We start from the raw sequence: 25,994 nt of genomic DNA, 5'->3' as shown, positions 1-25,994 counted from the left end.
ATGCAATGAGGCTAACCGCGCCGGGCGCCCGCAATGCAGATCAGGATTGTCGGTTCTCTCACAAGAACGATAAGGGAATCGATTCAGAATCCAACGACGCAATGGATCGTCCGTGACCGAGGTCCCAGTCGCCCAAGAATTTCCGGCGAAGTGGACACGCGTGCGAACGGAGGGTGGCCGGGACGAGGCGGCCGAACGGCGGTTGATCGACGCCGCGAGGAAGCGAACCGCCCGGTGCCCTCGCGTGGAGGGCACCGGGCGGCGGGTGTCGCGTCGGAGCGGGCGTCAGCTCCAGAGCGTGTCCGAGTCGGCGGCGGGCGCCCCCGAACCGCCGTGGGAGCTGCCGGCGGCGCGGCCTGCGCCGCCTTCCGGCTTCGGCTCCGGCTGGGGCTCCGGGTCGCCGAAGCTCCAGGCCGCGTCGTCGGTCGGGCCGACGGCCGGGCTCGGCGTGTACTGCCCGTGCTCGTCGATGCGCCCCTGCTCGACCACGGTCCACTGCCCGTCGCCGGTGTGGTGGGCCGTGGTCACGTCGCCGGTGCTGCTGATGTCGATGATCTGGTCCGCCGACCCGTCGCCGTCGACGTCGGTGACCAGCCTGGTGCCGTCGGCGGTGCTGACCACGGCGGTGTCGGCGACGCCGTCCTGGTTGGTGTCCTCGGTGGCCGGGCCGATCTGGACGTCGCCCTCCGGGGTGTCGACGACCATCGCCTGGCCGCCCTGCTGCCTGGGGTCGGCCTCGCCCGGGTGCTGCTGCGGCTGCTCGGCGACCCAGTCGCCGGTCGCGGCGTCGAAACGGGCCTGGCTGACGACCTGGCCGTTGGCGTCGACGGTCTGCATGACGTCGGCGGCGCCGTCGGCGTTCTCGTCGACGTAGCCCACGTAGCCGTCGTCGGCCATCACCGCGACGGTCTCGTCGACCCCGTCACCGTCGAGGTCGAAGTTGGCCTCGGCGGTGTACTCCTCGCCCTCGACGGAGATCTTGATGTCGCCGTCGTTCGCGCCCGTCTCCTCGATGTACACGTGCGCACCCCTCAACTCCGCGTCCGCTTCCACAGCTATGACGCAGAGTAGAGGCAGCGGGTTCCCGCGCGACAGCCGCGCTCAGGCCGCGTGCGCCATCCCGGGCCGGATGTTCTGGTTCAGGTGGAAGAGGTTGTCCGGGTCGTAGCTGCGCTTGATCGCGGCCAGCCGCTCGTAGTTCTGCCGGTAGTTGGCCCTGATGCGCTCCTGGTCGTCGCCCGCCATGAAGTTGATGTAGCCGCCGGCCTCGGCGTGCGGTGCGGTCGCGGCGTAGAAGTCGCGCACCCAGGCGATGTTGGCCTCGTTGTCGGCAGGATCGGGCCACATGCCGGCGATGACGCTCGCGAAGTTGGCGTCCCGGTAGGCGAAGGCGGTCCCGTCCTGGCCGACCCGATGGCACGCGCCGTTGATCGGGTAGATGTGCACCGCGGTGTTGACGGAGGGCACCCGCGCCCCGTAGGTGATGTGAGCCTCGATCGACTCGTCGGTGAGCTCCCGGACGAAGCTTGCTTTCCAGTAGTGCTGGAGCCCGGGAGGCACCAGGGCGTCGAACGCGCTGTTGAGCAGCGGGTACGGCATGACGCCGACGTGCTCGGCGACCACGGGTGCCACTTCGCGCAGCCGGCCGATCACCTGTTCGCCTTCCCGGACGTCGCCGGTCCAGCACGTCACCACCAGCTGGTGCGGCAGGCCGTGCCGGTTCTGCGGGATGAACGGCAGCGGCGGTGCGAGGTGGAACCCCGGGAACCCGCCGAACTCCTCGGGAGCCTCGGCGATGAACTCGCGGAAGAAGCGGAGCACGTCGCCCGCGCGGTCCAGGTCGAAGAACATCGGCCCGCCGTAGATGTCGGCGACCGGGCTCAGGCGGAACTCGAAGGAGGTCACCACCCCGAAGTTGCCGCCGCCTCCGCGGATCGCCCAGAACAGGTCCTCCTCGGAGTCCTCGTCGACCAGGCGCATCGTGCCGTCGGCGGTGACGACGTCGGCGGAGACGAGGTTGTCGGCCGAGAGCCCCAGCCTGCGGCTCAGGTACCCGATGCCGCCGCCCAGCGTGAGACCGCCGACGCCGGTGGTGGAGATGATGCCGCCGGTGGTGGCCAGTCCGAAGGCGTGCGTCGCGGCGTCTAGGTCGCCCCACGTAGCCCCGCCCTCGACACGAGCCGTCCGGCGCACCGGGTCGACCCGCACGCCGCGCATCGCCGACAGGTCGATCACCACCCCTTCGTCGCAAGTGCCGAACCCGGGCACGCTGTGCCCGCCGCCGCGCACGGCGACGTCGAGCCGGTTCGCCCTGGCGAAGTCGACCGCCGCCATGACGTCCCCCGCGTTGGCGCACCGCACGACTACCCACGGCTTGCGGTCGATCATGGCGTTGTGGACCCTGCGCGCTTCGTCGTAGCGCTGGTCGGTCTCGGTGATGACGGGGCCGCGGACGCGGTCCCGCAGGTTCTCGATCGTGACGGTCATGGCCGCCTCCCGTCCACGGGAGTTCTGCCCGCGCGGCCGGATATCCGCGCGGTGGCACCAACGTCACGGCATGTCGCGGCGACCCGCCAGGGTCGAGAGACCCGTGGGCGTCACGACGGGTCCCGCGTCTCGGCGCGGAGCCGGTAGTGGATCCGCACGTCGCGGTAGGTGACCCCGGCGCGCACCGGTTCAGGCAGTCCGGTGCGCTCCGACTCCGACGTGCCAGCCGCGTCGCCGGTGAACTCGACCCGGGCGTCGGGTTTCACGTGGAACCGAAGGCGCTGCGCCCGCACCGTCGCGGTGAAGCTGATGTCCGGCCCGCTCACGACGGCCGGTCCCCGCGGCGGCCCCGGCGACTCGGGGGAGGTTCGCGCCGGGGGCGCCGGCGCTCCGGTTCGGCCCGGGTGGCCGGGCGACGGCGCGGTCGTGCGGTCTCCGCGCGCTCGGTGCTCTCGGCGTCGGCTTCGCTCTCGCGCCGGGGCTGGTCTCGGTCGGCACGACTGCGGGACGGGGTTCGGCGCGTCGAGCGCCTGGGGGCCTCCGCCGCGCGCTCGACCGTTTCGCCGACCTCGCCGCCCAGGTCCTCGGCCGCCGCGCCGACGTCGTCGGCGGCTCGCCCGGCACCTCGGCCGACGTCCTCGACCGCTCGCCCGGTACGGCGCCCGACATCCTCGACCGTCTCCCCGGCGCCCCGTCCGACGTCCTCGACCGCCCGCCGCGCGCCGCGTCCGGCTTCGCCGACCGCCTCTCGGGCACCTCGCCCGACTTCGCCGCCGAGCTCCTCGACGGCTCCACCCGCGCCGCGGCCGACCTCGCCGACCGCTTCCCCGACACCGCGCAACGCGGGCTCGACGCCGCGCACGAGCTGTTCGAGCAGCTGCGGGTTCCGGTCGATCGTCGCGAGCACCCGCTCGATGATCCGGGCCACCCGGTCGAGCCGCACCTTCAGCAGCGCCTGCGCCTCGACCCCGGTGATGGTCAGCGACACCTTCCCGAGCGTCACGTCGGCGCCGACGTTGAGCTTCAGCAGGTCGAGCACCTCGGCCCGCAGCGAAACCCGCGCTGCGAGGTCTTGCACCTCGAGGTCGATCTCGTCGACCGACAGCCCGGGGACGTCCAGGAGGACGTCGGGTTCAGCGCTGTCCGGACCGTCGGACGCGGTGTTCTCACGGGCGTCGGGCTCGGTGCGTTCCCGGGCGTCGGGCTCGGTGCGCTCCTGGTCATCTCGTTCTTCTGCCGGGACTGCCTCGTCGTCCGCTCCTGCCACGCGACCACCTCCCAAGACGCACACCGTCTCGGCGGCCACCGCTCGGCGCCAGGGGCGAACGTCCTCGCCGGCTAGGGGCTCTCCCGGACCGGCGAGTACTGCTGAGGTCGAGGTGCGGATCCGTTCGCGGGCCGACGCGTGCGTACCCGCCGAACACCGAGGGTGTCGGCATGACGACGAAGAAGTGGGTCCTGGCCGCCGCCGCGCTCGGCATCGTCCTCACCGCGGCCCCGGCCGCCGCCGACGTCCAGCCGAAGATCGTCGGCGGCACGCCGGCCGGCACGGACGACAACCCCTGGATGATGTGGATCACCGACGCGCCGGACGCTCCGGAGGGCGACACGCTGCACTGCGGGGGCACGCTGGTCACCCCGACCAAGGTCGTGACCGCCGCGCACTGCGTCGACGAGCACCCCGCCGACCGGATGCACGTCGTGGGCGGGCGCACCGACCTGCGCACCGACGACGGTGAGGTGCGCGGGGTCGTGTCGGTGTGGAAGCACCCCGGCTGGCAGCACACCCCGCCGCCGCCCGGTGAGCTGCCGCGGATGCACCCCGACGTCGCGGTCGTCACGCTCGACCGCCCGATGCCGTTCCCCGCGCTGCCGCTCGCCACCGTCGAGGACGCGGCGCTGTACCGCGCGGGGGCGCCCGCCCGGATCCTCGGCTGGGGCGTCACCGACCCGGACAAGACCTACCCGCCGGACCCCGGCGAGCCGCTGCCGACCACGTCCCGCATCCTCCAGCAGGCACAACTGCCGATCACCGAGGACGAACCCTGCCTGGCGGCTTCGGAGAGCGACCCGTACCACGCCGTGACCTTCGACCCCCGGCAGTACGTTTGCACCCGGTACGAAATGGGCGAGGTCACCACGCACGGCGGCGACAGCGGCGGGCCGCTGGTCGCGGGCGGCAAGCTGATCGGCGTCGCCGCCGGCGGCACCTACGGCCTGCACGCCAACTACAGCACCTTCACCGAGCTGATCACCTTCAGCGAGCAGATCCAGGAGCAGCTGCGCTGACCCCTGGGGCCCTCGGCGGTCCGGCCGCCCGACCTCCGTCAGGCCGCGCGGTCGCGGAGGTTGCGGATGCTCTCGAGCAGCTTCTCCGCCTTCTCCCGGCCGGTGGTGGCCTCGGTGAGCCTGCGGCCGACGGTCTGCAACCGGCGGCTGCGTTCGGCGGCGTCCATCTTCAGCGCCTTGTCGACCTCCCGCAGCTCGCCCTCGATGGCCTCGATCCGCCTGGTCAGGGCGTCGTCGAGGGCCAGCGACAACTGCTGCTCGGCCTCGATGAGCTGCTCGGACACCAGCTGGTCCAGAGTGGAGCGCGCGTCGGCGATCGCCTCGGTCAGCCACTGCTTCATGTGCTGCTTGTCGGCCGCGTGCTTGCGGGTTCGCGCCATCCACCAGCCCGCACCCAGCCCGAGCACGATCGTCACCGGCAGCACGATCGGGTTCAGCACGCCGATGCCGACCCCGGCCAGCGGCATCGCCGCGGCCCGCCCGACGCCGAGACCACCCGAGATGCCCATGAACACCAGCAGCTTGTCCTCGGCGGTCGGCGGGCGCTTGTCCGGCGGGCGCAGCGCGATCGGCGCCTGCGCGCCACGGGCGAACTGCGAGCGGATCACGTCCAGCTCCTCGGCGGAGAACAGCTCCGCCAGCGAGGACTCCGCGACCTTGGCCAGCCGCGTCGACAGCATCGTCGCCACCCGCGTCGAGACCATCTGCAACGCGATGTCGACCTGCTGCGGCAGCTCGGGAAGCTGCTGGCGGTCGGCGCCGTCGATCGAGCGGCGGAACCAGTTCTGCACCTCGCGGACCTGCCGGGTCACCTCGTGCCCGGCCTCGACCCGGGTGCGCTGGATCTCGCCGCGCAGCCGGACCTGCCAGCCGCGGGTCGACGACCGGCGCGCCGTGGTCAGCTCGTCGCGGCGTCCGCGCAGCGACTCCGCCTCGTCCTCCCCGACGGTCAGCGCCCGCTTCTCGGCCTCGAGCTTCGCGGTCAGCTCACCGAGCACGGTCGACAGCGCGCGCATCGTGTTGGCCTCGCCGAGCATGGCCGAGCGGCCCGCGACGAGCTGCTCCAGCGCCGAGCGCAGCTCGGTGATGCCGGACTTCTCGCGCAGCATCGCGCCGGCCTGCTCGCTCGGCGCCTTGGCCGCCATCTCCTGCATGCGGGCCGACACCGGGTAGATCGGGACGTCGGCGAACCGCGGCGCATGCTCGGCCAGCAGCCTGCGGTCCTCCTCCAGCACCTGCCGCCACCCGCGGTGCTGGTCGGTCTTGGCCAGCGCGAACACCACCGTCTCGACCCGGTCGCCGACCGTGCGCAGGAAGTCCAGCTCACCGCGGGTGAACGGGGCGGAGGCGTCGACGACGAACAGCAGCGCGGTAGCCGATGCCGCCGCCTCCAGGGCCAGCTCGCCGTGCACGGAGTCGAGCCCGCCGACGCCGGGGGTGTCCACGACGGTCAGCTTCGACAGCGCCTCCAGCGGCGCCTCGACCCGCACGTAGCGCGGCGGGAGCTGACCGTCGGGCAGCTCGTGGCCGACCGCGGACCAGGCGGGCAGCTCGGCGATCGGGAAGGCGACCGGCTCCTGCTGGCCCGGATAGCAGGCCAGGCCCGCCCACTGCTCGCCGTACTGGAACTGCAGGTAGGTCGCGGTCGCCACCCCGGCGTCCACAGGGGACATCCCGGGGCTCTCCAGCAACGCGTTGACCAGCGAGCTCTTGCCCCGGTTGGTCTCGCCGACGACGACCACGCCGGGCGTGGCCGGGCGGGACCGGCGCACCTGGTCCACCCACTCGGCGGCCCCCGGATCGGCCTCGCGCAGCAGCGCGAACAGCTTGTCGCGGGTCTGCTTGACCAACTGCGGCAGCGCCGTCGCGACCGCCTGTCCCGGGCTCGGCGCACTCATCGTCGTCCTCCCTCGCGCACGCCGATCACCGCGGCGGGGTGTCGTGCAGGCGGTACACGGTGACGATCGGGGCGCGCAGCACGCGGTCGCGGTCGGCGAAACCGAGCACCTCGGTCTCGGCGATCATGCCGTCCAGCGCCGGGTCGTCGGTGGGCATGGTGCCGCCCGCCTCGTGGTGGGCGGGGTCGAAGCGCATGCCGTCCGGGCGCAGCGCAACCACGCCGATCCCGCCCAGCCCCTCGGACAGCCGCTCCACCACGCCGCTGCTGCGGGCGCGGTCCATGGCGTACATGCAGAGCTGGATCAGCGTCGCCCGCTCGGCCAGCGCCTGGTCGAGCGGGCTGGCGAGGGCGTCGGTGTCCACCGCGGTCATGTCTGCCCCCAACTCGGAGTCGGAATCGGGGGCCGTGGCCGGCCCCCCTTCCGGCTCCGACGCCGCGGACGCCGCTCCGGTTCCACTGACGGGTGAACTGCCGGACAGGCGGAACCAACCCCGCATGGCCATACCCTCACGTCCCCTGCGCCCGCAAGTGCTGCCAGATCAGGAAGTAGGCGCGGTGCACGACGTGGGCGATCCGGCTCTGCGCGGGTGTAGCCCCGAACGAGGAGAACGAGCGCCACCAGCCGGCGCGCTCCAGCGCGTAGTCGGTCAGCTCCTGCCTGCCGCGGCCGGGCAGCCCGAGCTGCTCGCCGACGTCGGAGGCGCTGCCGACCCGCATGACTTCCTCGGCGAGGTCCTCGGGCATCTCCACCGCGCCGGAGGCGACCAGCGTCAGCGCCTCCAGCAGCCGCAGCTGGTGGGCTTCGGGCTTGGCGAGCAGCACCTCGATCGCGTCGTGCACGCGCTGGCGCTCACCCTGGTCGCCGGAGGCGTGGGCGAGGGCGGTGACCGACGCCAGCGCCGCGGCGGCCTTGATCCCGTCGGCGCGGGCGCGGAACACCGAGTCGAGCCTGCTCATCACCCCGGCCAGTCCGGAGGAGTCCAGCAGCCTGCGGCGCAGGTCGCCCGCGGTGATCTCGGGCTCGGCGTCGATCGCGGCCAGCGCGTGCCGGATGCCGTAGAGGTCCATCCGCTCCAGCAGCCGGGTCCGCACCCCGGCGGGCACGTCGCAGTCCCAGCTGGTGAACAGGTCCGCCGACATCAGCAGAGTCTCGCGGGTGACCTCGTCCAGCGCCGCGAGCCGGCGCAGCGCGTCGGCGTCGGCGGAGGTGAACCCGCCGGTCTCGGCGGTCTCGGCGAGCAGGCCGATCACCGGCAGCACGTCGGCGACGCGGGGTTTGAGCAGCTGGGCCTGTTTTCCGGCGATCAGCGTCGCCGCGGTCCACACGTCGCCGCCGGACTCGGAGACCGAGTCGGGCTCGATGGTGTCGGCCTTGTTCAGCAGCGCGATGGCGTTGACCGGCCCGGCCTCCCGGCTGGCGGTGGCGGCGGTGAAGGACGCCAGGGCCTGCTGGTCGTCGGCGCGCACCGCCTGGGTCACGACGTAGAGGACGGCCTCGGCGCCCGCGACGGCGTTGCGGGAGACGGGGTCGAGGTCGTCGCCGGCCTCGCCGTCGCCGCGCCTGGTGCCCAGCAGCTCCTCGGTGCGGGCGACCGACGCCGCGTCCAGCGACCCGAGACCGGGGGTGTCGATCACGGTGAGGTCGCGCAGCACCGCGTTGGTGAGGTAGGCCTCGAGGTGGGAGATCTTCTCGAGGTCGATGCCCAGGTCGGCGGGGATGCCGCCGTCGGCGTCGAACGGGATGGCCTGCTTGCCGCCGTCGTGGAACACCACCTCGACCCGGTCGACGGTGCCGTACTGGAAGCGCGTGACCAGCCGGGTGCACTCACCCACGTCGGTCGGCGCGACCCGGCGCCCGATCAGGGCGTTGACCAGCGTGGACTTGCCGGACTTGATCCGCCCGGCGACCGCGACCTGCAGCGGCGCGGAAAGCCGGCGCAGCACCTCCCGGAAGCCCTCGGCGGTGCGCTCGGAGACCTGCGGCTGCAACCCGGTGCAAAGCGCGGCCACGGCGGACGACAGCGGACCGGGCCAGTGCTGATGCTCGGTTCCCGTACCCACCACGGCCCTTTCGATCAGCGGCGACATCCGCGCCGGTCGGCGCGTGCGCAACATCCTGCCACGCCCCGCGCGCGCATCGCGCCGATCTGCACGAACCCGGCCGCGGGCCCGGGGCGGTGGTGGAGCCTCCTACGGGCCGGGGCCGGCGGCTCCGAGCGAGGGGACGTACGGCACGGACGCCGTGCAGACGAGCTATCTCGGCTCCGTCTCCTTGGGATGGCCCGTCATGCACCGTTCGAGCAGCACACGGCCAGCGACCTTGGAACGGGGTGTCGGCTCGACGAAGTACCAGAGCCGCCCGCCATTGGTGATCTTGTACTGGTAGCGCTCGAAGGTACGACGGCCGTAGGTGCCGACGGCGAAGTCAGCCGAGAGCCGGTAGAGCCGCTCATCTTCGTGCGTGGGTGCCGTGGTGAGACGCTCCCACGCCTGCACCGTGGCGTTCCGGGCGACGGCAAGGCAGTCCTGCCACCCCTTCTGCGCCTCCCGGGTGATGAAGAAGATCTCGTACTCCACGCGTTTGAGCGGTCGTTCAACACGTTCGGACTTGCTCATCCGGTCTCACGCGGGTCGTCGGCCACCTCGGCGGTGGGGAGGTAGTCCAGATCGGAGCCGTCCGGGGTCACGGACGGGTCGGCGTAGGCCTCGGCGGTGGCTCGCCAGGAGTTCAGGGTGATCGTCAAGCGTTCGAAACGCCCGATGGAGGCGCAAGCGCGGGCGACTCGGAGGAACTCGCTGACGAATTCCCGGCGTCGATCCGCGGGCAGGAACGTCACCCAGGGGAACGGTTCGGTCAGCCGCGTGACGATCCGGTCGCAGGCATCCTCGTCCAGTGAAGCGGCGATCAGCTGGGCCAGCGCTTGCAGGGTGTCGACCTCCCGCTCGGCGTCGCCGGCCTTGGACAGCCGCAACGACTCGCCGTCGCGACGGGAGAGGAGCACGTCCCCGTGATCGAGCTGCTTGACCACCTCGTTGGGTTCGCGCAGAAGCTTGGAAAAGGACACTGTGGTACTCACACCTCCATACTTCAGAACTAGTTCTGAAGTGTCAAGTGGCGGCATCCGTCCGGGCCTCGGTCTTCACGCGCGAGGCGGAGATCGAACGCGCCCTATACCGCGTCCTCCAGCAGCGGGCCTGATCCCTCCGTCGTACGACCTGGGGCGTACGACGGCGTCGCCGCCAGGATGACGCCTGGCCCGGTGGGGCCTGCCTAACCTCGACGGGATGCGAAGGCTGAGTCTGTGGATGCGGGAGCACCCGGTGGTCGGCGACTCCACCATCGCCGCGCTCGTCCTGCTCCTGGACCTCAGCGAGCTGCTGGTGGGCGTCGAGGACCGGGGTGTCCCGCCGTGGCTCTACGCCGCGGTCGGTGTGGTGACGGTGGTGCCGCTGTGCGTGCGCAGGCGGTGGCCGCTGGCCTCCGCCTACGCGGTGCTCGCCGGCCTGGCGCTGATGGTCCTCACCCAGGACGGCGCGATGGTGCGGGTCGCGGGCCTGGCCGTGTGCGTCTCCGTCTACACGGTGGTGGCCTACGCCGGCCGGCGACCGGCCGCGCCGTACACGTTCCTCGCCGCCGTGGTCGTGGCCTGCCAGGTCCTGTTCAAGACGCCCACCTTCGACGACCGGGGCAACGCGATCACCGTGATGGCGGTCGTCTACGTCCTGGTCGCCGCCGTCTGCTGGGTGCTCGGCGAGTTCGTCGGCGCCCGCCGCGCCTACAACGCCGAGGTGGAGCGGCGGCTGCGCCACCTGGAGTTCGAGCAGGACCAGCAGTCGCGGATCGCCGTCGCCGAGGAGCGCAACCGGATCGCCCGCGAGCTGCACGACGTCCTCGCGCACTCGGTAAGCGTGATGATCACGCAGGCCGACGGTGCCACGTTCGCGCTGCACGGCAAGCCGGAGATGGCCGAGAAGGCGCTGCGGGCCATCGGCGAGACCGGCCGCGACGCGCTGTCGGAGCTGCGCGGCCTGCTGGAGGTCCTGCGCAATCCGGACGAAGGCGGTGGCCGCACCCCGCAGCCCACCGCGGCGGGCCTGCGCGAGCTCGCCGACCGGGTGCGCGGGCTCGGGCTGCCGGTCGAGCTGCGGCTCGACGGCGACTTCGAGGTGCTGCCGACCGGCATCGGGCTCGCCGTCTACCGCATAGCGCAGGAGTCGCTCACCAACGTGCTCAAGCACGGCGGACGCGACGTGCGCGCCGCGGTGCACGCCGCCAACGACGGCGAACGCATCGAGATCGAGGTGCTCGACGACGGCGCGCGGCGGGAGCCGACGACGCTGGTCTCCGGCGGCAACGGACTCATCGGCATGCGCGAGCGGGCCACCGTCTACGGCGGTGAGCTGCACGCGGGACCCCGCACCGAGGGCGGCTGGCGCGTGCGCGCGGTGCTGCCGCTCCCCCGTGGTTAGGCTGGCGAACATGGCTCGTGTCCTGCTTGTGGACGATCAGGAACTCATGCGGATGGGCTTCCGCATGGTGCTCGAGTCGCAGGACGACCTGGAGGTCGTCGGCGAGGCGGGCAACGGCGAGGAAGCCGTGGAGCTGGCCAGGAGCCTGCGGCCGGACGTGGTGCTGATGGACGTCCGGATGCCGGTCGTCGACGGTGTGGAGGCCACCCGGCGCATCGTCGCGGAGGGCAGCTCGAAGGTCCTGGTCATGACCACCTTCGACCTCGACGAGTACGCGCTGGCGGCGCTGCGCGGCGGGGCCGGCGGCTTCCTGCTGAAGGACACCCCGCCGGACGGGCTGGTCACCGCGGTGCGCTCGGTCGCAAGCGGCGACGCGGTCGTCTCGCCCAGCGTGACCAGGCGGCTGCTCGACCGCTTCCTCGGCGGCGACGGCGGCGCGCTGCGCGACCCCGGTGTCCTGGACGTGCTCACCGAGCGGGAGCGCGAGGTGCTGGTGCTGGTCGCCAAGGGGCTCTCCAACGCAGAGCTGGCGTCGCGGCTGTTCCTGTCGGAGGCCACCATCAAGACCCACGTCGGCCGCATACTGTCCAAACTGGACATCCGCGACCGGGTGCAGGCCGTTGTGCTGGCCTACGAGACCGGACTGGTGCGTCCCGGTGAAAAGTGAGGCGGGACCGTGAGATCTGCCGCGTCACGCGGCGCACCGGCGCCGGACGCGCATAGCCTGCACTGGTGTCCTCCGCCTGGAAGCCCAAGCTGATCGCCCTCGACGTCGACGGGACCCTGCTCGACCCCGAGACCCAGTCCGTCTCCGAAGTGGTCCGGGCCGCCGTGCGGCGGGCGGTCGGCAGCGGGGCCCAGGTCGTCGTCTCCACCGGCAGGAGCACGCTGGGCACGCGGCCGATCCTGGCCGAGCTCGGCCTGACCGGCGGTGTGGCGCTGTGCTCCAACGGCGCGGTCCGGATGGACGCCGCCACCGGCGCGGTCCTGGCGGTGGAGACCTTCGACCCCGCGCCCGTGCACGCGGCGCTCTCCGAGCGCCTGCCGGGCGCGATCTACGCGGCCGAGCGGGTCGGCGTGGGCAGCCTCGTGAGCAGCCTGTTCGGCGAGGAGGAACTGCACGGACCGCAGCAGCTCGCCGGGCTCGACGAGTTGGTCGCGCGGCCCGTACCGCGGCTGATCGCGAACTGGACCGGCCACGCCCCCGAGGAAGTGCACCACGCCATGGGCGGTGTCGAGTTCCCGGCGTGCACGATCACCCTCGACCACTACGAGCCGTGGGTCACGGTGGTGCCCGCCGGTGTGACGAAGGGCTCGGCGCTGGAGAAGCTGCGCACCGAGCTGGGCATCCCCGCCGAGGACACCTTCGCCGCGGGTGACGGCGACAACGACATCGAGATGCTGGAGTGGGCCGCGCACGGCGTGGCGATGGGCCAGGGCCCGGCCGTCGTGCACGCCGCCGCGGACGAGGTCACCGGCCCGGTCTCCGAGGACGGCCTGGCGGCCGTGCTGAACCGCATCTTCGGCTGATCCCGCCTGTTCTCCGGGTGACTGCGGGAAAACCCTGAGACGACTGTCACCGCGCGGGCGCGCGAGTACGACCTGAGGACGATCGTGTTCTGGCCCATCGACCGATGACGGCGACCGGCGCCGCCCGGCAGAGTGGGGCCCGCAAATCGCGAGAACGCCGCCGCGAACGGGAGAGATCATGATCGAGGCTGTCGGCCTCACCAAGCGCTACGGATCGACGGTCGCGGTCAACGACCTGTCGTTCACCGTGAAACCGGGCAAGGTCACCGGGTTCCTCGGGCCGAACGGAGCGGGCAAGTCGACCACGATGCGGATGATCCTCGGGCTCGACGCGCCGACGTCGGGACGGGTGCTCATCGACGGGAAGCCGTACCAGGAGCTCAAGCACCCGCTGCGCAAGGTCGGCGCGCTGATCGACGCGAAGTGGGTGCACCCGAACCGTTCGGCGCACTCCCACCTCAAGTGGCTCGCGCGGTCCAACGACCTGCCGCTGAGCCGGGTGGACGAGGTGCTGGCCATGGTCGGGCTCGAACAGGTGGCCAAGCGGCGCGCCGGCGGCTTCTCGCTCGGCATGTCGCAGCGGCTCGGGATCGCGGCCGCCCTGCTCGGCGACCCCGAGGTCCTGATGTTCGACGAGCCGGTCAACGGCCTGGACCCGGAGGGCATCCACTGGATCCGCCGGTTCATGCAGGGCCTGGCCGCCGAGGGGCGCACCGTCTTCGTGTCCAGCCACCTGCTCTCGGAGATGTCGCTGACCGCCGAGGAGCTGGTCGTCATCGGCCGCGGCGAGCTGATCGCGCAGTGCAGCACCGAGGAGTTCGTCGAGGGCGCGAGCATCGCGTCGGTGCGGGTGCGCACCCCGCAGGCCGAGGAGCTGCGGGCGCTGCTGGACGAGCAGGGCCTGACCGTCCAGCAGCCGCTGGACGGCACACTGCTGGTCGGCGACGCCACCAGCGAGCAGCTCGGCGAGCTCGCCGCCCGCAACGGCATCGTGCTGCACGAGCTGACCACCCAGCGCGGCTCGCTGGAGGAGGCGTTCATGCAGCTCACCAGCCAGGCGGTGGAGTACCAGACGGACCTCGGCGGCACCGCCGCGCTGACCACGGCAGGGAAGTGAAATGACACTGCTCGCAGTTGAACGCATCAAGCTGTTCTCCACCCGCTCGCCGTGGTGGTGCACGGTCGTCGCGCTCGGCCTGACCATCGGCTTCGGCTGGCTGTTCGTGGCCAACATCGACAACCCGACGCTGTCGATGAGCCAGCAGGGCTCCCAGTTCGGGCAGATGGTCGTGATGGTGATGGCCGTGCTCGCGGTCACCACCGAGTACCGGTTCGGGACCATCCGCTCGACGTTCCAGGCGGTCCCCAACCGCACCGCGGCGCTGCTGGCGAAGACGACGGTGGTCGCGCTGATGGCGCTGGTCGTCGGCGAGCTCGCCGCGTTCGGTTCGTGGCTGGTGGCCAAGGTGGTCGCGCCCGCGGGCATGGAGCTGGCCACGGCGGAGGACTGGCGGCTGGTGGCCGGGGTCGGACTGGTCTTCGCCCTGGGCGCGGTCTTCGCGGTCGCCGTGGGCGTGCTGGTCCGCCAGAGCGCGGGCGCGGTGACCATCCTGCTGATCTGGTCCATGCTGGTGGAGAACCTGGTGGCGGCGATCCCGAACATCGGCGTGGACATCCAGCGCTGGCTGCCCTTCACCAACGCCAACCACTTCCTCTCGGAGGCCTCCCCGTTCGGCTCCTCCATGCCCTTCGGGCCGTGGGGATCGCTGGCGTACTTCGCCGCGATCGTGTTCGCGGTGCTTGCCGCCGCGCTCGCGGTGGCCAACCGGCGGGACGCCTGACCAGGCCGGATGTGATCGGGGTGAAGCGCGAGATCAACTTCGTCGAAACCCCTGATGGGGCCGGAGATAACGAAACGTTACCCCTCCCGGCCGAGAGGCTGGTCACGTCAACCGATAGGATCTCCGCAAAGCATCGTCCGCGGCAGCGCCGCGCGACACGCCGGTACCGATCCGGTGGAAGACGTCCGATGTGGACGTCCTGACCGGTCGGTGGTGGAGCCCGGGCAAGCGCCCGGTGCGCACAACAGGATCGACCGACTGCACAAGCGCTCGGGGGCGCCGCGGTCGGGACGGGGGAGGGCCCGGGCTGTCATTCGGGGGATGGCCCGGGCCCTGTGCTGTCCAGGGTCTGTTCGAGTGAGCCGGTCCAGGGCCGCCGCGAGGCCGGCCGGTGCGGGCGAGCCGACCGCCTCCCGGCGCCCGCACCGTTCCGGCCGCGCCCCTAGATGTTCGGGCGGACCACCAGCACCGGGCACGCCGCATGCCGCACGACCTGCTCGGCGACCGAGCCGAGCATCAGCCCGGCGAACCCGCCCCGGCCGCGGTGGCCGACCACGAGCAGGTCGGCGCCGCGCGAGGCCGAGAGCAGGGCCTGCGGGGACGGCGAGTGCACTATGTGGAGCTCCACCGGCACCGCGGGCTCGGCACCCAGTTTGCTGTTGACGATCCGCTGGGTGTCGGCGATGACCGCCTGCTGGTACTGGTCGGTGCTGGGCACCGTCCCGGGCGGGCACTCCTCCGGTCGCGGCGCCGTCCGCATGCTCCACGCCCGCACCACGTGCAGCACGGTTTGTCGCCGCTTGGCCTCTTCCGCGGCCATGATCAGCGCGCGTACCGACGAGGCCGAGCTGTCCACGCCGACGGCGACCCCGCCGTCGATCTCGACTCGTTGCATCGTGTGGTCCACGTCTCCCACTTCAACGTCCCGCGCCCGGCTTGTCGAGCCGAGTTGCCGGTTGCATCCCCAACGAGATGCGAAGTTGTGACGTTGGACACAATTGTGCACGAAGTGTCACGTTCTGGCGCCCCAGTGGTAATGCATGGGTAGAACGTTTTGTCCCGAACCAGCGTCGCTTGGGGGCATGCGCCGTTCGGGGGCCACCAACGCGGTGTGCTCGCGACCTTCTCAACAGCAGATGGGGTGGGCGAAATGGTGCGTTCCGCTGAACGTCCGACTGCGCAGGCACAACCGGACCCTGCACGACGGAGCCGGCAGCACCCGCGACCCGGGACCGACGTGCACCTGGAGCCGGTGCCGCGCCTGGAGTGGTCGCTGGCGACCGAGATCCATCCGCTCGTGGACGAGCCGGCCCGGCCTGCGGCGCTGCGCAACAGCTGGATCCACACCGCCCCCGAGGAGCAGGTGCTGGAACTGTTCCGCAGGCTCCAGGGGGCCCGGCGGCGGTTGCCCGCGCCGTGGTGGCTGCGCGCGCTGGACCGCGGCGAGCTGCCGTCCCGGGCCAGGGCGTTCGAGCTCGAGGACGAGGTCCACACCCTGCTGACGGGTCGTCCCGGCTGGGTGTTCGTGCCGTGGCGCGCGCTCGGCGAGGTCGGCTACTGGGAGTACGGCCCGTCCGACCGCGGCCCGATGAAGGCGCCCACGACGGTGCTGTTCACCGACCAGCACCCCGGCTGGGTCCACGTCTTCGCCGCGCACCGCGACACCTCTCCGCTGCCGGTGCCGGTGGACCGGGCGCCCGGGCTGCTCTCGGCGTTGCCGCAGATCGAGTCGTGGTGACGGGGCCGGCGCCAGTCCCGAGCCTGCCGGCCGCATGGGCCGATGCGGCGCCGGGCGACCGTGTGAGGGCGGGGTGTCCAGCCGGGCGGTGAGGTCGGCCGCCGGAGCCGGCCGGACGGTGGCCCCAGGACGGCCGCCGTCCCGGCCGACGCGTCCGGCTCGTGTCCTCGCGGCCCGGCGGGCAATGCCCGCCCACCATCGGCGGTTTGCGATACTGGCTCCTCGTGAATGCCTCTGACCAGCAGGTTCCGTTTCGTCGTACGGTCGTCAGCTACGTCCAGCGCGGCGAGCGCATGACGAGCGGCCAGCAGCGGGCCTGGGACCAGTACTGGCCGGATTTCGGCGCCGAGGTCACCGCGCTGCCGGAAGGCCCGCTCGACACCACGTCGTGGTTCGGCCGCCAGGCGCCGGTGGTGCTGGAGATCGGTTCGGGCATGGGCGAGACCACCGCGCAGCTCGCGGCCGCCGCGCCCGAGGTCAACTACCTGGCCATCGAGGTCTACAAGCCCGGCCTGGCCCAGCTCATGCTGCGGGCCGAGAAGCTGGAGCTGACCAACCTGCGGCTGCTGCGCGGCGACGCGATCGTCCTGCTGCGCGACCACGTCGAGCCCGGGTCGCTGTCGGAGGTGCGGATCTACTTCCCGGACCCGTGGCCGAAGAAGCGCCACCACAAGCGCAGGCTGGTCCAGGACGCCTCGGTCGAGCTGATCACCTCCCGGCTCGCGCCGGGCGGCGTGCTGCACATGGCGACCGACTGGGAGAACTACGCCGAGCAGATGCTGGAGGTCTGCCAGGCCCAGCCGCTGCTGCGCAACCGCTACGCGGCCGAGCCCGGCGGTTGGGCCCCGCGTCCGGACTGGCGGCCGGTGACGAAGTTCGAGAACCGCGCCCACGACGAGGGCCGCGTGATCCACGACCTGATCTTCGAGCGCATCTGAGGGATGTTTCAGAAGTGGTTCGCGCGGCGGTGTGGGTGGCGGAACCTCAGAAGCCTTCTCGCTCCGGGATCGCCGACATCATGAATGCCCGACTCACCACGTCGGCGCTGTCCTCGCGAGAAGGGCTTCTGAGAACCGCCGGCTGAGTCCCGCACCGCAAGCGGCTCACGCCGCTTGTAAAACAGCCCTGGCCGGATTTCCTCACCCGATCGGACGATCAAGAGGTGGCGTGGCCGCGCCGATGCACACCACAGTGGGTTGGGAGACCACCGGATCAGGTGGCGAAAGTTCACAACAAAGACTGGCTGTGCGAGAGTGCCGCGTGAACGTTGATCGAGACTATTTTACGGGTCCGTGACGGCTATTCGCGGCGATGCAACCCCGGCTCAGCAGAACGCTCCCGCAGGTCCCGGTTCGGCGGCGACCGACGTCGCGGCGGCCGAGAAGTTCCTGCGAGCGTTCCACGACGCCCACCCGGAGGCCGGGGAGCTCGACCCGCGGCTGGCCGAGGTCCGCGCCGAGATCGCCAGGACCGGTACCTACCGGCACACCCCGGAGGAACTGGCCTACGGCGCCCGCGTCGCGCTGCGCGACAGCGGGTGGTGCACCAGCGGCGTTCCCTGGCGGCGGCTGCTCGTGCGCGACCTGCGCGGGCTGCGCAACGCCACCACGGTGGCCAAGGAGTGCTTCGAGCACCTGCGGCTGGCCACCAACGCCGGTCGCATCCAGCCGCTGATCAGCGTCTTCGCCCCGGATACCCCGCACGAGCCGGGTCCGCGCATCTGGAACGAGCAGGTGGTGCGCTACGCCGGCTACGCGGGTCCGGGCGGGGAGGTGCTCGGCGACGCCCGCTACGTCGGCTTCACCGCCGCCGCGCAGCGGCTGGGCTGGCGGCCGCCGAAGACCCGCGGGCGCTTCGACCACCTGCCGCTCGTCGTGGAGACCGCCCACGAGGGGCCGAGGACCTTCACCGTCCCCAGGGACCTGGTGCAGGAGGTGCCGCTGGAGCACCCGGACCTGCCGTGGTTCTACAAGCTGGGGCTGCGCTGGCACAGCGTTCCGCTGGTCAGCAACATGCGGCTGCTCATCGGCGGGATCACCTACCCGGCCGCGCCGTTCAACACGTGGTTCGTCGGGACCGAGATCGGCACCCGCGCTCTGGCCGACGAGATGGCCTACGGGTTCATCCGCGAGGTGGCGGACCGGATCGGCCTGGACACGACCTCGGAGCGGACGCTGTGGCGGGACCGGGCCATCGTCGAGATCAACCGGGCGGTGCTGTACTCGTTCGACTCCGCCCGGGTCACCATCACCGACCACCACAGCGAGACGCTGCACCGGCTGGCGTGGCTGCGCACGGCACCCGAGGAGGGCACCGAGCGGCCCGCGTTCGTCGCGGGCGGGGAAGCCGACAGGCGGGCCAGGAAGGGAGCACCGGCGTGCTTCCCGCTGGTGGCCCGGACGGCGACCGCCCGGGCCACCGGCGAACCGGGCTGACGGCCGGACTCCGGCCGGGCGCCCGTCTGGAACGCGGTGCTGGACATGGTTCGGATCAACTCTTCCTCGTCCGGCCCCTTCAGTGCCGGGCTCGGGACGACTCCGAGAGGTCGGGTAGTACCGAGCTGGCCGCCATCAGCAGCAGCACACCCACCGCGAGCACGGTGCCCGCGACCGTCAGCAGAGTGGTGAACATTTCGTGAACCTCCTGGTGGTCTTGCGTTTTCCGGTACTCAGAATCGCTGTCGGAAGGCGCTGGACGTATCGGCCAAGTGGCTGGTGGCCCCGGCCCTCCGGCCGGTCTCGGAGTGACCGGACCGGCCGGACGGGTGACGTGCGGGCGGTTCAGCGAACCGATCGGCGCAACGGGACCAGCCGCCACCAGGTGGCGCAGCGCCAGAGCCACTCCAGCGGCCCGTGGCCGAACCGGCGCAGCCACCAGCGCGAGAAGGCCCATTGGGCGGCCAGGACGCCGATCGCGAACAACAGCATCCGGTCGTACCGGATGGAGCCTTCGCCAAGGCCGATCAGCGGCCCGAACGACAGCGTCAGCAGCGTGGCGCTCACGAAGTTCGTCAGCGCCATCCGGCCGAGCGGGGTGAACACCGCGGCCAGCGCGCCCCGCAGCCGGGTGCGGAACAGCAGCAGGAACCCGGATGCGTAGGCGACCGCGCCGAAGAGTCCCGCCGTCGCCCAGATCAGGAAGAACGTCGGCTCCTGTTTGGAGATCACCTGGATCCACACGCCGATCCCGGCCGGCACGACCGAAATCCCGAAGACGACCCCGAGCTGCCTCGTCCGGTGGTCGAGCGTCTCCACGAGTCCGCAGCGCACCGCCGCCGCGCCGAGCACCAGCAGACCGGGTACCAGGAAGACACCGCCGTCGGCGGCGATCAGCCCCGTCAGGAGCAGCGCGAGCCCGCCCCACAGCAGAACCCATCGCGGCAGCCTCGCGGTCGGCAGCAGCACGACCATGCCGGCGACGGCGTAGATCAGCAGCGGTTCGCCGGGCATCAGGAACTGGTGCCCGACTCCGATGAGGGCCAGCACGGCGAGCCTGCGGAACAGCAGGACCCGCGGATGGGCCACCCGGGCGCCCGCCCGGTCGAGAAACAGCGCGAACCCGACGCCGAACAGGAAGGCGAAGATCGGGTGGAAGCGCTGCTGCACGAACATGTTCAGCGCCGTCCGCACCGGGTCGGCCACCCCGATGGCCGGGCCCCAGCCCATGTGCGCGATCGAGGGGATGTTGACGAACAGGATTCCGCACAGGGCGAAGCCGCGCAGCGCGTCGAGATCGTGGATCCGGCCGGTGAGGCGTTGTGTCCGCACGTCGAGGGTCGTCATGGCTCACTCCTCCGCGAACGGCTCGGAAGCGACCCGGCGCAGCATCGGGCCGCTCGCCGACGCCGCCAGGACCGCGACCAGTACGCCCAGCGCGACCGGCGCGAACACCCAGGGACTTAGCGCCCCGTCGATCTTGAACAGGCTCAGCAGGCCGTAACCGACCCCGACACCACCGGCACCCGCACCGAGCGTCGCCACCAGCGCGGGCAGCGCGGCCTCGGTGCGCAGCGCCCGCGCCAGCACCCGCCGGGGCGTACCGGCAGCGATCAGCGCGCCGAAGGTCCTGCGACGGTCGACCACCGACGAGGCGGCCGTGATCGCGGCACTGCACCCCGCCAGCACGGACGCGATGACCAGGCCGATCGCGGTGATCCGGCGCAGGTCGCCGAGGATCGTCTGCTGATCGGCCAGCACAAGCTCGCGGCTCTGGACGACGGCACCGGGTGCGGCCAGCGCCATCGCGGTGCGCACCTCCTCGCGGTCGGCGTCGTTGCGCGGAGCGACCGCGACCGTGGTCTCCCCGGTGGCCAGCACGCCGGGCACCAGGCTCGGGTCGACCAGCACCGAGTCGACGAGATCGGGGTCCTGACCCCCGAGCGGGCGCACCGGAGTGCCGGGCGGCACCGGCACTCCGCCTTCCGAGCCGTTCGACTCGCCGTAGCCGCCGGTGGGCACCACCCGCAGCCCGACCGCCTGCAGGTTCAGCGCCGGATCGGCGCGCACGCTCGGCGGACCGGCGCACGCCCCCACGGCCATGCGGGTCACCTCGGCCGCTTCGGCGCAGCCGATGACCAGGCCGGAGTACGAGTTCCCGGGCGTCTCCACGACGACCCGGCCTGCCGTGGCCACCGTCGCCTCAGTGCCGCCGCGCGCGAGCTGTTCGGCGATGAGTCGCCGCTGCTCGGCGGCCTGGGCGGCGGGCACGTTCAGGTACAGCACGGAGTCCTTGAACGACCGGCCGCCGCCGGCCTGCGACTCGAAGCCGGGCAGCAGCGTCAGCGCCATCGAGCCGACGAACACGGCGAGCACGACGCCCGACGCCGAGCGGTAGGCGGCCTTCGGGTCGTTGCGCAGCCGGCGTCCGGCCAGCAGCGTCGACGGCCGCCGCCACAGCTTCGAGAACAGCGTCCCCAGCACGGCGGTCAGCCACGGTCCGACGACCGACGCCGACAGGACGATGACCACGAGCGAGGCGAGCAGCACGGCGATGTTGCCGGTCTGCTGCGCGAACGCGAGACCGAAGACGAAGAACGCGGCCGCCGCGGCGATGGCCACCAGCCGCCACGCCTTCGGCGCCTTCTTCGAGTGCTCCATCGCCGCCCCGACCGGTGCGCGCACCACCCGGCGGAGTCCGAGCACCGCCGCGAGCACGACCAGCGCGGGAATCCCGGCGGCCACGCCGAGGACGGTGGCCGACGACGGCGTGAAGTCCGAGGCGAGCCAGGTGCCGCCGCCCCACGGCACGTGCATCACGAGCATCCGCAGCGGCCAGCCGAGCAGCAGCCCGCCCGCGGTGCCCGCCACGGCGGCGAACCCGGTCTCGGCGGCGACGGTGGCCACGACCTGGCCCGGCGTCGCACCGGCTAGCCGCAGTGCGGCCAGGCGCCGTTCGCGCCGGGCGGCCGTCAGCCGCGACGCCGAGGCGACCAGCACCAGGCTCGGCGCCGCCAGCAGCGCGATCCCGACCCACGCCAGGAACTTCAGCAGGAAGTCCTGCGTGCCGGCCTGCCCGGCGGCCCAGCCGCCCTCGTGGCCGGCGGCGGTCGCGTCCAGCGCGCCCGGCGGGTGCGCGACCACCGCGACGAGCTGTTCCGGGTAGCGCAGGTGCTCGGGGCCGATCGTGCCGGCGACCTCACCGGGGAAGCGGTCGGCGAGCTCGCCCGGCGGCATCGTCCTGGTCAGCTCGGCCAGGCGCGGCGAGAGCAGGACCTGCCCCGGCGCGGGAAGGCGCGGCGCGTCCGCCGGAACTCGCGGGTCTCCGGAGACGTCGAGCCGGGTGATCTGCTCGCCCCGCACGAAGTCCGCGCTCGACAGCGCGGTCCCGGTGGGCTCGGCGTGCTCGGAGTACTGCCACTGCGAGCGCTCCCCGCGGGCGTCGACGGCGCCGGGCAGGCTCGAAAGCAGCACGACCAGCGCGGTGCCGACCGCGACGCCCAGCGCCGTGAGGACCGCCGACAGCCGGGAGCGGGAGTCGCCCCGCAGAACGCGCAGCGCCAACTGCACGGGATTCATGCCGCTACCACCCCGTCGGCGATGCGGCCGTCGCGGATCTCGACGATGCGGCCCGCGCGGGCGGCCAGGTCCCGGTCGTGCGTCACGACCACCACGGCCGCGCCGGTCGAGGCCGCCGCGCCCAGCAGCGCGCTCATGGTCTCCTCGCCGGTGCGCGTGTCCAGCGCACCGGTCGGCTCGTCGGCGAAGATCACCTTCGGCTGGTGGGCGAGCGCCCGCGCGATGGCCACGCGCTGCGCCTGACCGCCGGAGAGCTCGCCGGGACGCCGGGTCTCCATGCCCGCCAGCCCCAGCCTGCCCAGCCACTCGCGGGCCCCTGCCATCGCCCGCTGCCGGTTCGCGCCCGCCAGCAGCAGCGGCAGCGCGGTGTTCTCCTCGGCGGTGAGCTCGGCGACGAGCATGCCGTTCTGGAAGACGAACCCGAACTCCCGCCTGCGCAGCTCGCTGCGCTTGGACTCGCCGAGGCGGTCGACGCGGTGCCCGTCGAGCACCACCTCGCCGTCGTCGGGGCGCAGGACACCGGCGAGCACGTGCAGCAGGGTCGTCTTGCCCGACCCGGACGGCCCGACGATGGCCAGCACCTCGCCGGCCGAGATCCCGATGTCCACCCCCGCCAGGGCGCGGTGGTCGCCGTAGCGCTTGACCAAACCCCGCCCGGTCAGCACCGGACGCCCGGTGGCCGGACCGGCCGCGAGCCGGCCGGACGCCATTGGACCTGACACTGTGATCCTCCTGGTTCCCTGCGCCGCGGCCCGACGCCGAGCGCGATCGGTGACAAGGTTCGCCGCGGAGGGGCGGTCGGCGGCTCCACCAGCGGGCCGGAGCACGCGCGCGGGCGGTCGGCCGATCGGTCGGCCGTTTCGGACCTATCGGCCAAGGGTGTGGCGATCACGCGCCCTATACGGTCGTGCCGTGAGCGAGCTCCCCACGCACCCCACCGCTTCGACCTGGCCGGCCCGGCTGTGCGGGCTCGTGCGCGCGCAGTGGATCTTCGCGCTGGTCATCGGCCTGGCGTGGTGCGGGGAGATGGTGCACTCGATCGATCGCTCCGAGCGCGACGCCGTCGTGCTCCCCGGGCTCACCGCGATGGCGGCGCTCGCGGTGCTGGCCAGCCGCTGGCCGGTGTTCTGCGGACTGGCGGGCGCCTTCGCGCTCGGTGCGAGCACCGTCGCGATCGACTACTTCAACGCCGACTCCTACTCGTTCGGCCTGCTGGCCGTCCGGCCCACGGAGAACATCGCCGGCCTGGCCATGGTCGTCCACGTCTTCTGGCTGCGGCGCAAGCGCTACGCGATCCCGGTGACCACCGCGCTCGTCGTGTCGTGCCTGGCGGCGCTCTTCGCGCGCACCGGCACCTCCTACGTCCACGCCAGCCAGGACGTCTCGCGCTCGATCGGTGTCGGGTTCGTGGAGCTGGTCCTCGCCGTCGGCACCGGTGTGTACCTGCGAGGGCGCAAACCCCGCTCCGACGACACCCCGCTTCAGGCCCTGCTGCGCCGGCAGTGGCCCGTGATGGGCGTGCTGTTCGCGTTCCTGTGCCTGGAGCTGCTCAGCGGCCAAGGGGTGATGTCGACGGTGATCGTCGCGCTCGGCGGCGCGGTGCTGGCCGTGCTCGCGGTGCTCGCGCCGCTGCGGCCGTCGGAGACGGCGATGCTGGGCGCGGTCGCGCTGGCGACCACGGCGTTGACGATGTGGATCACCGGCGCCGGGGCCAACACCTGGCTGCTCGGTCCGATCTCGCCGTCGGCGATCGCTTCGGGGATGATCCTGCTGGCCTTCAGCACCCGCTACGCGCCGCCCCGCAACGCCGTCCGGAATGGCTGCGCGCTGGTGGGCGCGGCCTTGTTCGCGCTGTTCGTGACGCCTTCCGACGACTCGACCCGGGTCGGCGACTACCTGAACTACATGTTCATGGGCGGGTTGCTGCTCGTGCTGTCGGTGGGCACCGGCGTCTACTTCCGGGCCCGCGACGACGAGCGTGCCAGGACCGTGCACAACGCGGTCAGCAGCGCCCAGCAGGCCGAGCGGATGGCGCTGGCCCGCGAGCTGCACGACGTCGTGGCCCACCACGTCACCGGCATCGTGGTGCAGGCGCAGGCCGCACAGCTTGTGTCGGAGAAGAACCCGCGGGCAGCGACCGAAGCGCTGGCGCGGATCGCCGACAGCGGGACCGAGGCGCTGACCGCGATGCGCCGCCTGGTGGCCAGCATGCGCGGTGCCGAACCCGCCGGCGCCTCGCGCGCCACCGAGCAGGCCACCACGGACCTGGAAGCCGACCTGCTTGCGCTGGTCGAGGGCGCCCAGCGGCACGGCGCCGAGCGCGCGGACCCCGCCCGCATCGACCTGTCGGTCGACATCCGGCACGAGATCCCGCTGGAGGTGGCGCGGTCCGCGTTGCGCGTCGTGCAGGAGTCGCTGACCAACAGCGGCAAGCACGCGCTCGACGTCTCCCGCGTCGAGGTCGCGGTCACCTCCAACGAGACCCACCTGCACACCCGCGTCTCCGACGACGGCACCGGCACGCACGCCCGCCCGGTCGGCGGGTCGGGCGGATACGGTCTGGTCGGAATGCGCGAGCGCGTGGAACTGCTCGGCGGGCGGTTCCACGCCGGTCCGGGAGACCACGTCGGCTGGCGCGTCGAGGCCTGGCTCCCGCTGGGCGAGCAGAACAAGGAAGAAGAGGGCGCTGCATGATCCGGGTGCTGATCGCGGACGATCAGGAGATGGTGCGGGCGGGTTTCCGGATGATCCTGGAGTCCCAGGGGACCATCGAGGTCGTCGGCGATGTCGCCAACGGTGTCGACGCGGTTCGCGTGGCGCGCGAGAAGCGGCCCGACGTGTGCCTGATGGACATCCGGATGCCCGGCATCGACGGGCTGGAGGCGACCAAGCGGCTCGCCGGCCCCGGAGTGACCGACCCGGTCAAGGTCGTCGTGGTCACCACCTTCGACCTCGACGAGTACGTGGACGCCGCGCTGGCCAACGGCGCCAGCGGTTTCCTGCTCAAGGACGCCGGGCCGGCGCTGCTCATCGAGGCGATCCAGGCCGCGGTGCGCGGTGACGCGCTGGTCTCGCCGCAGATCACGGTCCGGCTGCTCAAGCACTTCTCGCAGTCGCGGGAGAGGGTTCGCTCGGCGGTCGCGCCGCCGAAGGAGGAGCTCACCGAGCGCGAGCTGCAGGTCGTGCGCGCGACGGCCAAGGGGCTGACCAACACCGAGATCGGCCGGGAGCTGTTCATGTCCCTGTCCACGGTGAAGACCCACCTCGCCGCCGCGCAGGCCAAGATCGGCGCCCGCAACCGCGTCGAGACCGCGGCCTGGGCGTGGCGCAGCGGCCTCATGGAGGACCTGTGAGCCTGCTGGGACGTGTTTCAGAGGTGGCTTGCGCAGTGGGGCGCTTGGCGGAACCTCAGCCGCCTTCTCGCTCCGGGATCTTCGACTGATGCATGTCCGGACGCGGCGTCGAAGCTGTCCTCGCGAGAAGACGGCTGAGAACCCGCGGGTGGTCAGGCTGAGTCCCACACCGCCGCTTGTGGAACAGAGCCTGGGCCGCCAAGGCGACCCACAGGACCCGCGGCTCTGCCCGCGGTCGGCCGGAAGGCCGGGCCGCGCGGCCGATCGACCGAGGTGACCGGGCCTTTCAGCCGAGGTCGGCGGCCCGCCCGGCGCGGATGCTGGAGGCATGGAACAGCGACTTCCCGGCAAGGTCACCGACATCGTCGTCCT

General features: G+C 72.2%; 24 protein-coding genes. 11 read left to right on the top strand and 13 right to left on the bottom strand.

Annotated elements, in window-relative coordinates; all coding sequences use genetic code 11:
- Positions 1-285: 285 nt before the first annotated feature.
- The 4 genes from SACE_RS35110 to SACE_RS35095 form a co-directional block, all read right to left on the bottom strand.
- Complete coding sequence (locus tag SACE_RS35110; protein ID WP_009944447.1) at positions 286-1,020, bottom strand: DUF6802 family protein; 735 nt, start codon at positions 1,018-1,020, stop codon at positions 286-288.
- An 81-nt stretch (positions 1,021-1,101) separates the two neighbouring features.
- Positions 1,102-2,487 (bottom strand): FAD-binding oxidoreductase, encoded by a 1,386-nt coding sequence (locus SACE_RS35105; protein WP_009944449.1) that lies wholly within the window; start codon positions 2,485-2,487, stop codon positions 1,102-1,104.
- Between the two features lie 110 nt (positions 2,488-2,597).
- On the bottom strand, positions 2,598-2,813 hold the full coding sequence (locus SACE_RS35100) for a hypothetical protein (protein ID WP_009944450.1): 216 nt from the start codon (positions 2,811-2,813) through the stop codon (positions 2,598-2,600).
- Positions 2,810-3,754: a hypothetical protein gene (locus tag SACE_RS35095; RefSeq protein ID WP_009944452.1), complete on the bottom strand. Its 945-nt coding sequence runs from the start codon at positions 3,752-3,754 to the stop codon at positions 2,810-2,812. Before SACE_RS35095 ends, SACE_RS35100 begins: the two co-directional genes overlap by 4 nt.
- Positions 3,755-3,924: 170 nt before the next feature.
- Between SACE_RS35095 and SACE_RS35090 the strand changes: the two genes are divergently transcribed.
- Positions 3,925-4,776 carry a S1 family peptidase gene (locus SACE_RS35090; RefSeq protein ID WP_009944453.1) on the top strand — a complete coding sequence of 284 codons (852 nt, stop codon included), beginning with the start codon at positions 3,925-3,927 and terminating at the stop codon, positions 4,774-4,776.
- A 38-nt stretch (positions 4,777-4,814) separates the two neighbouring features.
- Here the strand turns inward: SACE_RS35090 and SACE_RS35085 are convergent, their stop codons facing one another.
- From SACE_RS35085 to SACE_RS35065, 5 genes are all read right to left on the bottom strand, one after another.
- On the bottom strand, positions 4,815-6,674 hold the full coding sequence (locus tag SACE_RS35085; protein WP_009944454.1) for a dynamin family protein: 1,860 nt from the start codon (positions 6,672-6,674) through the stop codon (positions 4,815-4,817).
- Between the two features lie 25 nt (positions 6,675-6,699).
- Positions 6,700-7,179, bottom strand: a complete 480-nt coding sequence (gene grpE / locus SACE_RS35080; protein WP_372491232.1) for a nucleotide exchange factor GrpE — start codon at positions 7,177-7,179, stop codon at positions 6,700-6,702.
- A gap of 4 nt (positions 7,180-7,183) precedes the next feature.
- Positions 7,184-8,764: a dynamin family protein gene (locus SACE_RS35075; RefSeq protein ID WP_009944456.1), complete on the bottom strand. Its 1,581-nt coding sequence runs from the start codon at positions 8,762-8,764 to the stop codon at positions 7,184-7,186.
- A gap of 165 nt (positions 8,765-8,929) precedes the next feature.
- Complete coding sequence (locus SACE_RS35070; protein WP_031334271.1) at positions 8,930-9,292, bottom strand: hypothetical protein; 363 nt, start codon at positions 9,290-9,292, stop codon at positions 8,930-8,932.
- Positions 9,289-9,753 carry a hypothetical protein gene (locus tag SACE_RS35065; protein ID WP_231849883.1) on the bottom strand — a complete coding sequence of 155 codons (465 nt, stop codon included), beginning with the start codon at positions 9,751-9,753 and terminating at the stop codon, positions 9,289-9,291. The genes SACE_RS35070 and SACE_RS35065 overlap by 4 nt, the downstream gene beginning before the upstream one ends.
- Before the next feature lie 208 nt (positions 9,754-9,961).
- Here SACE_RS35065 and SACE_RS35060 point away from each other — a divergent pair, with 208 nt between their 5' ends.
- The 5 genes from SACE_RS35060 to SACE_RS35040 all read left to right on the top strand — a co-directional run bounded on the left by SACE_RS35060 (position 9,962) and on the right by SACE_RS35040 (position 14,517).
- The gene (locus SACE_RS35060; protein ID WP_231849882.1) at positions 9,962-11,146 is read left to right on the top strand and encodes a sensor histidine kinase; all 1,185 of its coding nucleotides are present in this window, start codon (positions 9,962-9,964) and stop codon (positions 11,144-11,146) included.
- A gap of 10 nt (positions 11,147-11,156) precedes the next feature.
- The gene (locus SACE_RS35055; protein ID WP_011875295.1) at positions 11,157-11,813 is read left to right on the top strand and encodes a response regulator; all 657 of its coding nucleotides are present in this window, start codon (positions 11,157-11,159) and stop codon (positions 11,811-11,813) included.
- A gap of 65 nt (positions 11,814-11,878) precedes the next feature.
- On the top strand, positions 11,879-12,676 hold the full coding sequence (locus tag SACE_RS35050) for an HAD family hydrolase (protein WP_009944461.1): 798 nt from the start codon (positions 11,879-11,881) through the stop codon (positions 12,674-12,676).
- Positions 12,677-12,854: 178 nt separating this feature from the next.
- Positions 12,855-13,793: an ABC transporter ATP-binding protein gene (locus tag SACE_RS35045; protein ID WP_009944464.1), complete on the top strand. Its 939-nt coding sequence runs from the start codon at positions 12,855-12,857 to the stop codon at positions 13,791-13,793.
- A 1-nt stretch (position 13,794) separates the two neighbouring features.
- Entirely contained in the window at positions 13,795-14,517 is a 723-nt protein-coding gene (locus SACE_RS35040) for an ABC transporter permease (protein WP_009944466.1), read from the top strand.
- Positions 14,518-14,959: 442 nt separating this feature from the next.
- Here SACE_RS35040 and SACE_RS35035 read toward each other — a convergent pair whose 3' ends face one another.
- A complete protein-coding gene (locus SACE_RS35035; RefSeq protein ID WP_011875294.1) occupies positions 14,960-15,412 on the bottom strand; it encodes a universal stress protein in 453 nt (150 codons plus the stop codon).
- A 342-nt stretch (positions 15,413-15,754) separates the two neighbouring features.
- On the opposite strand from SACE_RS35035, the gene SACE_RS35030 reads away from it, so the two are divergent.
- The 3 genes from SACE_RS35030 (at position 15,755) to SACE_RS35020 (ending at position 18,690) form a co-directional block, all read left to right on the top strand.
- Positions 15,755-16,255 carry a hypothetical protein gene (locus tag SACE_RS35030; RefSeq protein ID WP_009944468.1) on the top strand — a complete coding sequence of 167 codons (501 nt, stop codon included), beginning with the start codon at positions 15,755-15,757 and terminating at the stop codon, positions 16,253-16,255.
- A 293-nt stretch (positions 16,256-16,548) separates the two neighbouring features.
- Positions 16,549-17,193, top strand: coding sequence for a tRNA (guanosine(46)-N7)-methyltransferase TrmB (gene trmB / locus SACE_RS35025; protein WP_009944469.1), 645 nt, complete (start codon positions 16,549-16,551; stop codon positions 17,191-17,193).
- 354 nt (positions 17,194-17,547) lie between these two features.
- A complete protein-coding gene (locus SACE_RS35020) occupies positions 17,548-18,690 on the top strand; it encodes a nitric oxide synthase oxygenase (RefSeq protein ID WP_009944471.1) in 1,143 nt (380 codons plus the stop codon).
- 345 nt (positions 18,691-19,035) lie between these two features.
- Here the strand turns inward: SACE_RS35020 and SACE_RS35015 are convergent, their stop codons facing one another.
- The 3 genes from SACE_RS35015 to SACE_RS35005 are packed head-to-tail and all read right to left on the bottom strand — an operon-like array spanning position 19,036 to position 22,979.
- Entirely contained in the window at positions 19,036-20,037 is a 1,002-nt protein-coding gene (locus SACE_RS35015; RefSeq protein WP_009944474.1) for a DUF418 domain-containing protein, read from the bottom strand.
- A 3-nt stretch (positions 20,038-20,040) separates the two neighbouring features.
- Positions 20,041-22,269: an FtsX-like permease family protein gene (locus SACE_RS35010; RefSeq protein ID WP_021341488.1), complete on the bottom strand. Its 2,229-nt coding sequence runs from the start codon at positions 22,267-22,269 to the stop codon at positions 20,041-20,043.
- Positions 22,266-22,979: an ABC transporter ATP-binding protein gene (locus SACE_RS35005; protein ID WP_009944476.1), complete on the bottom strand. Its 714-nt coding sequence runs from the start codon at positions 22,977-22,979 to the stop codon at positions 22,266-22,268. The genes SACE_RS35010 and SACE_RS35005 overlap by 4 nt, the downstream gene beginning before the upstream one ends.
- A gap of 202 nt (positions 22,980-23,181) precedes the next feature.
- Here SACE_RS35005 and SACE_RS35000 point away from each other — a divergent pair, with 202 nt between their 5' ends.
- Together SACE_RS35000 and SACE_RS34995 are read left to right on the top strand one after the other, a co-directional pair.
- Positions 23,182-24,963 (top strand): sensor histidine kinase, encoded by a 1,782-nt coding sequence (locus tag SACE_RS35000; RefSeq protein WP_009944477.1) that lies wholly within the window; start codon positions 23,182-23,184, stop codon positions 24,961-24,963.
- A complete protein-coding gene (locus tag SACE_RS34995) occupies positions 24,960-25,622 on the top strand; it encodes a response regulator (RefSeq protein WP_009944478.1) in 663 nt (220 codons plus the stop codon). The genes SACE_RS35000 and SACE_RS34995 overlap by 4 nt, the downstream gene beginning before the upstream one ends.
- Positions 25,623-25,994: the final 372 nt, after the last annotated feature.

Origin of the sequence: Saccharopolyspora erythraea NRRL 2338 (genome assembly GCF_000062885.1) — a bacterium.
Taxonomy (GTDB): Bacteria; Actinomycetota; Actinomycetes; order Mycobacteriales; family Pseudonocardiaceae; genus Saccharopolyspora_D; species Saccharopolyspora_D erythraea.
This window is presented reverse-complemented; position numbering and strand designations above follow the sequence as displayed.

Coding starts and splice junctions, on each gene's coding strand:
- SACE_RS35105 (WP_009944449.1), bottom strand. CDS start 2,487: ATGACCGTCACGATCGAGAACCTGCGGGACCGCGTCCGCGGCCCCGTC.
- SACE_RS35090 (WP_009944453.1), top strand. CDS start 3,925: ATGACGACGAAGAAGTGGGTCCTGGCCGCCGCCGCGCTCGGCATCGTC.
- SACE_RS35085 (WP_009944454.1), bottom strand. CDS start 6,674: ATGAGTGCGCCGAGCCCGGGACAGGCGGTCGCGACGGCGCTGCCGCAG.
- grpE (WP_372491232.1), bottom strand. CDS start 7,179: ATGGCCATGCGGGGTTGGTTCCGCCTGTCCGGCAGTTCACCCGTCAGT.
- SACE_RS35075 (WP_009944456.1), bottom strand. CDS start 8,764: ATGTCGCCGCTGATCGAAAGGGCCGTGGTGGGTACGGGAACCGAGCAT.
- SACE_RS35070 (WP_031334271.1), bottom strand. CDS start 9,292: ATGAGCAAGTCCGAACGTGTTGAACGACCGCTCAAACGCGTGGAGTAC.
- SACE_RS35060 (WP_231849882.1), top strand. CDS start 9,962: ATGCGAAGGCTGAGTCTGTGGATGCGGGAGCACCCGGTGGTCGGCGAC.
- SACE_RS35055 (WP_011875295.1), top strand. CDS start 11,157: ATGGCTCGTGTCCTGCTTGTGGACGATCAGGAACTCATGCGGATGGGC.
- SACE_RS35045 (WP_009944464.1), top strand. CDS start 12,855: ATGATCGAGGCTGTCGGCCTCACCAAGCGCTACGGATCGACGGTCGCG.
- SACE_RS35040 (WP_009944466.1), top strand. CDS start 13,795: ATGACACTGCTCGCAGTTGAACGCATCAAGCTGTTCTCCACCCGCTCG.
- SACE_RS35035 (WP_011875294.1), bottom strand. CDS start 15,412: ATGCAACGAGTCGAGATCGACGGCGGGGTCGCCGTCGGCGTGGACAGC.
- trmB (WP_009944469.1), top strand. CDS start 16,549: ATGACGAGCGGCCAGCAGCGGGCCTGGGACCAGTACTGGCCGGATTTC.
- SACE_RS35015 (WP_009944474.1), bottom strand. CDS start 20,037: ATGACGACCCTCGACGTGCGGACACAACGCCTCACCGGCCGGATCCAC.
- SACE_RS35010 (WP_021341488.1), bottom strand. CDS start 22,269: ATGAATCCCGTGCAGTTGGCGCTGCGCGTTCTGCGGGGCGACTCCCGC.
- SACE_RS35005 (WP_009944476.1), bottom strand. CDS start 22,979: ATGGCGTCCGGCCGGCTCGCGGCCGGTCCGGCCACCGGGCGTCCGGTG.
- SACE_RS34995 (WP_009944478.1), top strand. CDS start 24,960: ATGATCCGGGTGCTGATCGCGGACGATCAGGAGATGGTGCGGGCGGGT.